Source organism: Candidatus Sericytochromatia bacterium (genome assembly GCA_035285325.1).
Lineage (GTDB): Bacteria > Cyanobacteriota > Sericytochromatia > S15B-MN24 > JAQBPE01 > JAYKJB01.
In genome coordinates this window covers 1-10,814 of record JAYKJB010000050.1, presented here as the reverse complement: position 1 = coordinate 10,814, position 10,814 = coordinate 1, and the positions used below count along the sequence as shown (strand labels likewise).

Sequence of the window (10,814 nt, the reverse complement as noted above, 5' to 3'; positions counted from 1 at the left end):
GCTTGTGGTAGGCTATCCCCGGAACATGGACGGCTCCATTGGCGAGCAAGCTCGCTTCGTGGAACGCTTTGTGGAATCCCTCCAGGCGGCGATCGCCCTTCCCGTGGAGCTGGTGGACGAACGTCTCACCACCCGTCAGGCCGAAAATGCTATGCGGGCACTCAACGTCAAGGCGAAACGGCGCAAGGAGCTCATCGACCAACAGGCGGCGGCGTTGATCTTGCAAACCTTCCTGGACCGCCAGGCCCGGGCAGCCCGCGAGGCAGAGCAACCTGCACACGACGAGGAGTAGCGAGACGGATGGAACAGGAATTGGAAGCCCAGGAAGACATCGTCACCTTGGTCGACGAAGAGGGCAAGAATCACGATTTCCAGGTGGTCGACATCATCGAAGTCGATGGGCGCGAGTACGCGTTGCTGCTCCCCGCAGACGCGGATGATCCGGAGCAGGAAGAGGTCTTGGTGCTGCGCTTCGAGGTCGATCGGTTCGAGATGATCGAAGATGAAGCGGAGTTTCAAGCGGTCGTCAAGAAACTGGAAGAGTACACTGACGAGGGCGAGGAAGCCTGATTCGGCCACTCATTCCGGCCGTTTAACACTCCACGTCAGTGCGGAGCCGGTCCACCAGGGCCGGCTTTTTTTCTGCCTGTGCGGTGGCCAACCATTCCTTCTGTAACCCTCTCCAGAGCGGGAGGGGCAGTGTCCTGCCTCGGTCGATCAGTTGTTCCAGTTCACCGTCGTAGCCGTGCTGACACAGCCAGCGAAACCATCTCGCGAGATGCTGGATCGGTTCCCGGGGACGTTCGGGGCAAAGGGGCACCCGCGGTCCTCCCCCCAGCAGGAACAGACAGATGGCCAGGGCGTCCTTGGTGCCCCAGTCGGCGGCACCCGCTCGCAGCCAGCGTGACCAGGCGTGCTTGGCGGGGTCCATCTGCCCGACCAGCCAGCAAGCCCAGCCCCGTTCGAGATCCGCGGCGGGCAGTTCGCATCCGCTCAGGGCAACCAGGGCGTCGTTTGCCCGGCCCAGGTCCAGCAGCAACCGCGCACGCAGGTGGGAGATGGTGGGGGTGCTTTCCAGCGTCGCCAGCAGGTCGAGACCGGCCTGCGGCCGATGGAGTTTCCACAGACTCCAGGCCAGCTGAAAGCGGGTATCACGGCGACCGGGCGAGCGTTGCAGCGCCGCGTCGAGCCAGTGCGCCGCCACCTCCCATTCACCGCGTTGCAGGAACAGTTGTCCGAGGCAGTGGCGGGTTTCGGCACAGAGAGGATGCTGGACGGCGGCCTCGGTCAGCGCCTGTTGCGCTTCGGCGTAGCAGCCCTGTTCCAACAATGCGTTGGCGCTGGCGAGGTGGGGCGCGACGTGCATATCGGTTTCTCACGGGAGGCGGCTCAGATCAGCCTCACGGCTCATCTCTGGGCCAGGATAGGAGCTTACCATGACGAACGGGGGCCCCCGGTGGGACCCCCGCTGAACGACGTGCCCGCTGCGCTGATTACTTGAACAGCGACAACACCGACTGTGGCTGGGCGTTGGCCTGAGCCAGAATGGCGGTCGACGTCTGCATCAGGATCTGCTGCTTGGTCAGGTTCGTCATTTCCATGGCCACGTCCGTGTCGCGGATGCGACTGTCCACCGCTTGCAGGTTTTCGCGGGTAATCTGCAAGATGGACTGGGCTGCCTCCAGGCGGTTGCTCTGCGCACCCATCGCCGTGCGCTGGTTGGTCACGTAGGCGAGGTAGTCGTCGATGCTGGTGATCATCTGCCGGGCGTTGGCTTCCGTTCCGATGCTGGGCGCCGTCGGCGTGAAGTCCACGGGCCCCGCCGAGTCGAAGTCGCCCGTTGCCGTATCGTCGTCCGTCCCCAGCGCGAAGGCAAAGTCGAGCTTGGCGGTGGTCAGGGCCAGGCGGTCCTCAGCATTGTTATTGGGGCCAATTTGCAGGCTGAAGGTGTCGTAAGGGTCGCCCGTGCGGGGAGTGACCGTCGTGTTGGTGGTCTCTACCGTATCGTCGATCCGGACGCGGTCAAAGGTGGTGGTTCCGTCCGAATAGGCCCCGCCGCGGAAGGCTGCCCTGCGGATTTCGACAGCTTGGTCAGTCGCCGTGATGGTGTTCGGGTCGGTGGCAGTGGTTCCGCTCATGGGCGAGAAGCCCGTGATCTCTTCGAACACCTTCTTACCGTTGAAAGTGGTCGTGTCTCGAATCCGGTCCATTTCAGCGCCCAGCGCCGCAAACTCAGCCTGCAGCGAGGCGCGGTCCGGGGTGTCCTGCAACGTCCCGTTCGAGGCGGTGACGGACAGTTCCCGCATCCGGAGCAGGATGCTCTGGACCTGCGCCAAGGCGCCTTCCGCTGTGTTCAACAAGCCCATGCCGTCCTGGATGTTTCGCTCTGCCACGTTCATGCCCCGAATCTGAGCGCGGGCCGTTTCAGAACGGGCAATGCCGGATGCGTCATCAGCCGCGGTGTTCACCCGCAGGCCGCTCGACAGGCGTTCCAGGGACTTCGACAGGTTGTTACCGACCGCTTGCATGTTGCGTTGGGTGACCAACGCATTCATGTTGGTGTTGATCCGCACGGTGAATCCTCCTTGATGGGGTGCGAGGGGACGCCCGGTGGGGCGTCTCGCCAGCGGGATTCCTTCCCACTGCCAAGCATGTGATTCGGCAGGAAGCTGACGGACTTGAGTCCATGATGCGCTGGGCGGGCAAATAAATCAAAAAAAACCGCCCCGGCGCGGGGGCGGCATTCTGATTTGAGGGTTGATCTTGGCGGGCGCCTGGTTCAGCGCAGCAAGGCGAGCAGGTTGAGCGACTTGGCGTTGGCCTGAGCCAGCATGGCCGTGGCGGATTGTACTAGAATCTGGGAGCGGGTTAGCAAGGCGGTTTCGTAGGCGACATCCGTATCGCGGATACGACTATCTGCACTCATCAAATTTTCGCGCGTGACCTGGATTTGGGACACCTTATAATCGAGCGCGTTTGCCTGGGCACCGATCTTGGTTCGGGTTTCCAGAAGGTAGGTGAGAGCACTGTCTATGCTGGTTATCATGGCGGCGCTAGGGACCGCGGCGAGCGAGTAACTGCTGGCCGCGATGTCAAATGAACCCGAAGTACCGTTCAGCGGACCAAAAGTCAGGGTCATCTGACTGCTACTGGCGCTGTCGGCCCCGACTTGCAGCGTGACAGTCACTGCGCTCGCCGTGAACAGAGCCGTGCCGTTGTACTTGGTGGAGGAGGCCATGTTGGTCAACTGACTTTGGAGCGCTTGAAATTCCGCATTCAGGGAAGCTAGCGCTGTGGAACCGCTGCCTTGGTTGGCTGCGGTCAACGCGAGATCGCGCATTCGCATGGTGACTGCGGACATTTGGTCTAGCACGCCATCCGCGATGCCCACCATGTTGAATCCGTCCTGAATGTTTCGCTCCGCAGTGCTCAAGCCACTGATCTGAGACCGGAGTCGCTCCGAAATTCCTAGCCCTGAAGCATCGTCGCTGCCCTTGTTGATGCGAAGACCTGTCGAGAGACGTTCCAGGGACTTCGATAGGTTTGTGTCATTCTTCTGCAGGTTGCGCCAGGCCACCAGGGAACTGACGTTGGTGTTGATGCGCATGATACCTCCTTGGACGTCTGCGCTTTGGAGGCGAGTCCTTAAGCCTCCAGAGAATTGGCGGGGCGTTCACTGCGTTCTGATTCATTGGCAACCCCTCGCTACCGCAACAGGGCCAACAGGTTGAGCGACTTGGCGTTGGCCTGAGCCAGCATGGCCGTGGCCGATTGAACCAGAATTTGTGAGCGGGTCAGCAAGGCCGTTTCGTAGGCAACGTCCGTGTCCCGGATGCGGCTGTCGGCGCTCATGAGGTTTTCACGCGTGACCTGAATCTGGGCAATCTTGTAGTCGAGTGCGTTGGCCTGGGCGCCCACCTTGGTGCGTTGGTTCAGCAGATAGTCGAGCGCTTTGTCTATGCTGCCAATCCCGACGGTGGTCGATGCCGAAGCGATGGTGTAGATGGTAGTGCAGGCGATGTTGAAGTCACCCGTCACTCCGTTCAGGGGCCCGAAGGCCAGGGTCATCTGGCTGCTGGTAGCCGCGTCAGCACCGACCTGCAGGGTGACCGTCACGGTGGCACTGGTGAAAAGCGAGGTCCCGTTGTACTTGGTGGAGTCGGCCATGTTGCGGATCTGGGCCTGCAGCGCCTCGAACTCGGCCTGCAGCGACGCAATCGCGGTGGAGCCGCTGCCCTGGTTGGCCGCGGTGATCGACAGGTCGCGCATCCGCATCGTGACGGCCGTCATCTGGTCCAGCACGCCGTCGGCGATGCCCACCATGTTGAAGCCGTCTTGAATGTTTCTCTCCGCTGCCGTCAGGCCGCTGATGCTGGACCGCAAGCGCTCGGAGATGCCCAAGCCCGAGGCATCGTCCTTGCCAGCGTTGATGCGAAGGCCGGTAGACAGGCGTTCCAGGGACCTTGACAGGTTGTCGTCGTTCTTCTGCAGGTTGCGCCATGCAACGAGGGAACTGACGTTCGTATTGATGCGCATAATTCCTCCTTGGACAAACGCGCGAGAAGGGCAATCCTTTACCCTTCAGTGGATGCCTCATGCATCCGATACTCATGTTCCCTATCGCGTTCCGGTTGAAACGTCAAATCTGAACCTTTCGGCAGATTCAGATCGGAACTTGAATGCGCGGTGAAAAAATTTCCTGGGCGATCTTGCCCAGTTGGCGAGAGGGCCCGCTACTGCAGCAACCTGAGCAGGTTTTGCGACTTGGCATTGGCCTGGGCCAGCATGGCGGTGGCCGACTGCACCAAGATCTGGTTGCGCGTCAGCAAGGCAGTTTCATAGGCGATATCCGTGTCGCGGATGCGGCTGTCCGCCGACAGCAGGTTTTCACGCGTCACCTGGATCTGGTTGATCTTGAAGTCCAGGGCGTTGGCCTGTGCCCCGACCTTGGTCCGCTCGTTGAGCAGGAAGTTGAGGGCCCCGTCGATGCTGGTCAGCAGACTGCTGAAATTCGTGGACGCCGTGAGCGAATAGGCGGAGGCAGCGATGTCGAAGGTGCCCGTCGTGCCATTCAGCGGCCCGAAGGAAAGCGTCATCTGGCTGGCTGAGCCAGGCTCCGGCCCCACCTGCAAGGTGACCGTCGTGGCACTGCCGGTGAAGAGGGTGGTGCCCTGGTAGGCCGTCGAGCTGGCCATCTGGGTGATCTGGCTTTTCAGCGCTTGAAATTCCGTGTCCAAGGCGCTGAGCGAGGAGGACCCGCTGGCCGTGTTGGCGGCGGCAACGGTCAGGTCGCGCATGCGTTGCGTCACGGCCGTCATCTGCTCGAGCACGCCATCGGCGATGCCCACCATATTGAAGCCGGTTTGGATGTTTTGCTCGGCCGCGGTCAGGCCACTGATCTGCGAGCGCAGCCGCTCCGAAATGGCCAGCCCGGACGCGTCATCCTTGCCGCGGTTGATACGCAACCCGGTCGACAGGCGCTCGAGTGACTTGCTCAGCGCGTCGTCATTTTTTTGCAGGTTGCGCCACGCCTGTACGGCGTTGACATTGGTATTGATGCGCACATGCCACCCCCCCAGGCGTTGCGCACCTGAAGCAGCCCTTCGACTGCCTCACACGGACGGAGCGTTTTCCAAGACGCTCCGGCAAGTGCGCCGTGCAACCAAATTTATTGTACCTCAGACTGTTTAGAGTATGCTTTGCCGCGTGGGAAGCTGATCTGAGCGGCCGCGCACGGGGCGGAAAACCGCCTGCATAGGCTTCGCTGCCGGCGGAATCGTCGTGGTGGGGGTCAGGGCCCCTTGAAGCTGGGCAGGCTGATCGCGGCCGCAACAAAGGGGGGACGGCCTTCCAGGGTGGGCTTGCCCGGCACGACGTGGCAGGCTCGACAGCGTGGCTCGTAGGCTTCGGCCGCCCCGATCAAGATGACCGCTTCCTCGTAATGGGCAGGACGCCCATCGACGAGGCGTTGCGTGCGGGTGCCCGGGGCCCCGCAGGTCATGCAGATGGCCGTCAGCTTTTCGACCTCTTCGGCCATCGTGATCAGACGGGGCATGAAGCCGAAGGGCTCGCCGCGAAAGTCCAGATCCAGCCCCGTGCAGATCACGCGCTTGCCCGCGTCTGCCAGGGCCTGGCAGGCCTCCACGATGGCGTCATCGAAGAACTGCACCTCGTCCAGCGCCACCACGTGAACGTCCTCGCTCACCATCGCCAGCACGTCGCTGGCGAGACGGGCACGGATCGCCTCGATCTGCCCGCCGTTGTGGGAGTTCACCAGTTCGGCGCGGTAGCGATCGTCCATTTCCGGCTTGAACACCTGAACCTGTTGCTTGGCGATCTGGGCGCGACGGACGCGGCGGATCAGTTCTTCCGTCTTGCCACTGAACATGCTGCCGCAAATGACCTCGATCCAGCCGGTGGAACGCTTGATCTGATAGAAGCCGAAAGTGGACATGAAAAGACGCTCTTGAAGAGGGGCCTGGAGGCGTGAACGGGGCGGTGGGGAGCTTTATGTTAGCGAATCGTGGTTTGGCTTGGGAAGGGCAAGGCCGGCTCGTCGACGTCTTGCAAAAAGCTCTCCAGTCGCGCCAGGGCGCGCTCGGCGAGGCTCTCGCGACGCAATTTCTTGTCCCGGATCGGCGTGGCCAGCTCAGGCAAAAGCCCCCAGTTGGCGTTCATCGGCTGGAAATGTTTCGGTGAGGCTTCCGAAATGTAGTGGCTGAGCGCTCCCAGCATCGTTTCGCGCGGCCATTCCAGCAAGACTCGGCCCTGGAGCCGCCGGACGAGGTTGCGTCCCGCCAGCAGGCCCGTGGCCGCGGAGTCGATGTAACCCTCCACCCCGATCATCTGGCCTGCCGCGAACAGGTCCGGCCGATCTCGCCATTGCAGGGTGGGGGCCAGCAGGTGCGGGCTGTTCAGGTAGGTGTTGCGGTGCATGACCCCCAGGCGCACGAACTCGGCCTGGGCCATGCCCGGGATCATCCGGAAGATGCGGGTCTGTTCGCCCCACTTGAGCTGGGTCTGGAAGCCGACCATGTTGTACAGCGAGGCGGCGGCGTTGTCCTGGCGCAGCTGGACCACCGCGTAGGGCCAGCGCCCCGTGCGCGGATCCGTCAGGCCGATCGGCTTCATCGGGCCGTAACGCAGGGTGTCGAGGCCGCGTCGGGCGATCACCTCGACGGGCAGACAGCTCTCGAAGAAAACGTGGTCTTCCGGGTTGTGTAGCGTGGCGTTCTCCCCAGCCACCAGGGCCTCCCAGAAGCGCGTGTAGGTCTCCCGATCGAGCGGACAGTTTAGGTAGTCGCCGCCCGCGTCCTCGGGGGTGACCTCGCGCTTCTGACCCTTGCGGGCCAGCCCCTCTCGCCCGCCTCGAAAGATGATCGAGAGGTCGAGCGAGTCGACGGCGACGATCGGCGCGGCGGCGTCGTGGAAGAACAGGTATTCGTGGCCGGCGATCGCCTGCAAGTGCGCCGACATCGCATCCGAGGTCAGGGGACCGGTGGCCACGATGGTCGGGCGATCGCCCGGCAGCTGCGTGAGTTCTTCCCGATGCACACGGACGCGCGGGTGGGCGCTCAGACGCTCGGTGACGGCCCGCGCGAAGCCCTCGCGGTCGACCGCGAGGGCACCGCCAGCCGGGACCGCGTGGGCATCCGCACAGGCCACGATCAGGGAGTCCAGGCGACGCATCTCGGCCTTCAGCAGGCCGGAGGCCGCCGTCAGGCCATTGGCGCCCAGCGAGTTCGAGCAGACCAGTTCGGCGAAGTCGGTGCTGTGATGCACCGTCGTGGGCCGCACCCCGCGCATCTCGTAGAGGTCGACCTCCAGGCCGGATTGAGCCAGCTGCCAGGCGGCCTCACTGCCGGCCAGCCCGGCGCCTATGATGCAGGCTCGCTTTTCAGCCACGTTCGCGTCCTCCTCGCGTGCCGCGCATGGTATCACACGGGGCGCCCCATCGTTGGGTATACGCCTCCTGTGGACTCCAACATTCCGGTTCAGCAGCGGGTGAGGCGCGGGGTGGCGGCCCTTGTGGCACGTTACTGCCTCCTGATGCCGCTCTCCATCGTCTCTAGCGTTCTGCTGGCGCGCTGGTTGTCAGTGCAAGACTTTGGGGTCTTCACCTCCGTGACGTTTCTGGTGTTCGGAATCGGCAGCTTGTTTGAACTGGGACTCATTTCCGTCCTGATTCAACAGCCGGAGCCACCCACGGTCGCCGAGCAGCGCACGGTTTTTACCGTCTATCTGGCGTTCTTCGCCGTTTTGGCTTTGCTCCTGATGTTGAGCGCGCCTTGGCTGGCGCTGGTTTTTCGACTGCCAAATGATGGTTCTTCACTGCTCCGTTGGATGACGTTGCCCATGCTGCTTGGCGCACTGGGAAGCGTGCCCACGGTCATGCTCGAGCGCAGTCTTCGTTTCGGCTCGCTGGCCGCTGTAGAGGTTTCAAGCACCTTCCTGGAAAAGCTCGTCACGCTCGTTCTGGCCTACCAAGGGTTTGGCTTCTGGAGCTTCTTGTGGGGGACTCTGGCTGCCGTGGGCCTTCGCATGTCGCTCTTGAACATTTGTTCCCCCTGGTCCTTCGGCTTGGCTTGGGATGGCGGGGTCTTACGCCATCGTATGGCCCAGGGAATGTGGTTTCAAGGCGTGAATCTGGCCCACATGGCGCGTGAGAACCTCCACACGCTGGTGGCGGGGCCGACCTGTGGACCGCACGCCGTGGGCCTCCTCAACTGGAGCACCAATCTCGCCACCCTTGTGCCCGCCAATGCCTTGATGCTTGCTCACCGAGTGACTTTCACTGCCTATGCGAGGCTACAGCACGACCATTCCGAAGCTGGCGCGGTCTTGAGGGCCACCTTGCGTCGCTTATGGCTGTTCACTGCACCGCCCATGAGCTGCCTCTGGGTGTTGGCGGATCCACTTGTACGTTTCGTGTACGGTGAGGTGTGGCTTGAAGCGCTGCCGGTATTGTTCTGGGCGCTGATACGTGCCTGGGCCGGGCAGCTTTTTTCGCCGCTGCTGGTGTTCATTAACGCCCGAGGACAGGCCGCCTTGGGTTTTCGCTTCATTTTGGCAAGCACGCTGTTGGAATGGACCTTGGCCATGGCGTTTCTCGCCTTCATGGGCTACCGAGGCCTCGCTGTAGGAGCTGCGCTTGGAAGTATTGGCCCCGCCATCGTGATGGCCGTCTACGTGAACCGCACTGCGTCGTTGAAGCCTATCGCGACTTTGGCCCCTGGGCTGGCATTGGCGAGCGGACTTGTGGCCGTATCTCTGCTGATGGCTCCTCTGGTCACTTCTTGGCAGACCTTGCTGGGCGCGATCATGATCCTTGCTCTCCTTTGGGTCTTGGTGGTTGGATTCCTCGAGCGGTGCTTGATCGTGGATGTGTGGGCAAGACTGCGTGGGCGATTTTTGCGAAATGCGGCTTGACGAGTGGATGGGCGCCTGCACAGCAGCTTCTCCGCGGCAGGGTTGCTCCGGGTCGAGAAGGTCGATGTGATGACCAACGTTCAGAACGAACCCTCCAGCGAGGCATTCCTCGCTGTGGTGATAGTCAACTGGAATACCCGTCACGATTTGATGGTCTGCCTATCTTCGTGCCGACGGGCGGAGATTGCCCTACCTCATCAAATCTGGGTTGTTGACAATGCGTCGTCCGATGGAAGTGCGGATGCCGTCCTGCAGTCTTTTCCGGAGGTTCAACTGCTGCGGGCACCCGAAAATCTCGGATTCGCTGCCGGCAACAACCTGGCTTTGGAAAAGATTCGGGCGACGTATGTGCTCCTACTCAACCCAGACACCATCGTTTCTCACAGGCAGATAGAGACGCTCGTGGCCCACCTCGAAGAGCATCCGGAGGTGGGCGTGGTAGGACCTCGTTTGGTCTACGAGGACGGTAGCTTTCAGCTCTCAGCCATGCCCTTCGTTCGCCCGGCGGACCTGTACTGGGAGCACGCGCGTTTTCCCGCTTTTCTGCAGCCTGCGGCTCAGCGTCGCCCGCGCCGTCTTTATGTTTTTCCCGAGCGCGAAGCTCGCGATGTCGAGATGGTGATCGGCGCCGTGCTCTTGATCCGGGGCGCGGTGATTGCAAAAGTTGGACTATTGGACCCGGCCTTTTATATGTACGCCGAGGAGATGGACTGGTGTTTTCGCGTGTGGCAGGCGGGCTATCGGGTTCAGTGGCTGCCGACCGCCTGCGTGACGCACATCGGGGGCCGCGCAGCGGCCCACGTGCCTCTGCCGACCTTGTCCTATCGATTTGCCAGCACTCTGCGCTTTTTGAACAAGCATTTCGGTGCCACAGCTGTCCGCCAAGCACGTGCGTTGCTTGCCTTGGCTGCGCTCCAAAATGCCATCTTGGCGACGCTCTTACGAACGCTGGGCCGGATTGACCGCGCGGTCTGGCGTCGGACCCTGCGGGAAAATCAGGTCGTTTTGATGACGGCCTTGCGCGGCCGTGCGGTGGAATGCGGTCATCAGAACAGCAGGGAATTGTTGTGAGGGCATCGGGACGACAGAACTCTTGCCAAGCTGCCAGAGTCGCCTGTCTGGGGCTCCCCGTTGCGATGCTCGGGGGATGCTCGGGTGCGCGGAAACTTCGCGTGGTGATTTCCCTCCCCCCGCTACGGCGCAGATGTGCGGGGATGCGCCTGTGACCTTTCCGGCCGATGGAGCTGTCGCATTGCCCGCCCGGCGGGTCACGGTCGTGATCGTCTCCTGGAACACTTGCGAACTCCTCGAGGCGTGTCTGCGAAGCTTGTTTCTGGATACGCCCGACATTCGCGTCGTGGTGGTCGACAATGCCTCCCCGGACG

Annotated in this window: 11 protein-coding genes; 4 read left to right on the top strand and 7 right to left on the bottom strand. The window is 62.2% G+C overall.

Annotation, left to right across the window (positions count from 1 at the left end):
- Positions 1-292 (top strand): Holliday junction resolvase RuvX (gene ruvX / locus VKP62_06590; protein MEB3196856.1); only part of this gene is annotated, 292 nt, incomplete at its 5' end.
- A gap of 8 nt (positions 293-300) precedes the next feature.
- Entirely contained in the window at positions 301-570 is a 270-nt protein-coding gene (locus VKP62_06585) for a DUF1292 domain-containing protein (protein MEB3196855.1), read from the top strand.
- 22 nt (positions 571-592) lie between these two features.
- On the opposite strand, the gene VKP62_06580 is transcribed toward VKP62_06585, so the two are convergent.
- From VKP62_06580 to trmFO, 7 genes are all read right to left on the bottom strand, one after another.
- On the bottom strand, positions 593-1,366 hold the full coding sequence (locus VKP62_06580) for a tetratricopeptide repeat protein (protein ID MEB3196854.1): 774 nt from the start codon (positions 1,364-1,366) through the stop codon (positions 593-595).
- Between the two features lie 127 nt (positions 1,367-1,493).
- Positions 1,494-2,573: a flagellin gene (locus VKP62_06575; protein ID MEB3196853.1), complete on the bottom strand. Its 1,080-nt coding sequence runs from the start codon at positions 2,571-2,573 to the stop codon at positions 1,494-1,496.
- Between the two features lie 206 nt (positions 2,574-2,779).
- Positions 2,780-3,607: a flagellin gene (locus VKP62_06570; protein MEB3196852.1), complete on the bottom strand. Its 828-nt coding sequence runs from the start codon at positions 3,605-3,607 to the stop codon at positions 2,780-2,782.
- Positions 3,608-3,705: 98 nt separating this feature from the next.
- Positions 3,706-4,536, bottom strand: a complete 831-nt coding sequence (locus VKP62_06565; GenBank protein MEB3196851.1) for a flagellin — start codon at positions 4,534-4,536, stop codon at positions 3,706-3,708.
- Between the two features lie 197 nt (positions 4,537-4,733).
- Positions 4,734-5,564 carry a flagellin gene (locus tag VKP62_06560; protein MEB3196850.1) on the bottom strand — a complete coding sequence of 277 codons (831 nt, stop codon included), beginning with the start codon at positions 5,562-5,564 and terminating at the stop codon, positions 4,734-4,736.
- Positions 5,565-5,791: 227 nt separating this feature from the next.
- Positions 5,792-6,454, bottom strand: a complete 663-nt coding sequence (locus VKP62_06555) for a thymidine kinase (GenBank protein ID MEB3196849.1) — start codon at positions 6,452-6,454, stop codon at positions 5,792-5,794.
- A 59-nt stretch (positions 6,455-6,513) separates the two neighbouring features.
- Positions 6,514-7,905: a methylenetetrahydrofolate--tRNA-(uracil(54)-C(5))-methyltransferase (FADH(2)-oxidizing) TrmFO gene (trmFO, locus tag VKP62_06550; protein ID MEB3196848.1), complete on the bottom strand. Its 1,392-nt coding sequence runs from the start codon at positions 7,903-7,905 to the stop codon at positions 6,514-6,516.
- 111 nt (positions 7,906-8,016) lie between these two features.
- On the opposite strand from trmFO, the gene VKP62_06545 reads away from it, so the two are divergent.
- Together VKP62_06545 and VKP62_06540 are read left to right on the top strand one after the other, a co-directional pair.
- Positions 8,017-9,429: an oligosaccharide flippase family protein gene (locus VKP62_06545; GenBank protein ID MEB3196847.1), complete on the top strand. Its 1,413-nt coding sequence runs from the start codon at positions 8,017-8,019 to the stop codon at positions 9,427-9,429.
- 69 nt (positions 9,430-9,498) lie between these two features.
- On the top strand, positions 9,499-10,500 hold the full coding sequence (locus VKP62_06540) for a glycosyltransferase family 2 protein (protein MEB3196846.1): 1,002 nt from the start codon (positions 9,499-9,501) through the stop codon (positions 10,498-10,500).
- The last annotated feature ends 314 nt before the right edge of the window (positions 10,501-10,814 follow it).

Bases quoted from the DNA above. Each gene is read 5' to 3' on its own strand.
- VKP62_06585 (MEB3196855.1), top strand. From the start codon at position 301: ATGGAACAGGAATTGGAAGCCCAGGAAGACATCGTCACCTTGGTCGAC.
- VKP62_06580 (MEB3196854.1), bottom strand. From the start codon at position 1,366: ATGCACGTCGCGCCCCACCTCGCCAGCGCCAACGCATTGTTGGAACAG.
- VKP62_06570 (MEB3196852.1), bottom strand. From the start codon at position 3,607: ATGCGCATCAACACCAACGTCAGTTCCCTGGTGGCCTGGCGCAACCTG.
- VKP62_06565 (MEB3196851.1), bottom strand. From the start codon at position 4,536: ATGCGCATCAATACGAACGTCAGTTCCCTCGTTGCATGGCGCAACCTG.
- VKP62_06555 (MEB3196849.1), bottom strand. From the start codon at position 6,454: ATGTCCACTTTCGGCTTCTATCAGATCAAGCGTTCCACCGGCTGGATC.
- VKP62_06540 (MEB3196846.1), top strand. From the start codon at position 9,499: ATGACCAACGTTCAGAACGAACCCTCCAGCGAGGCATTCCTCGCTGTG.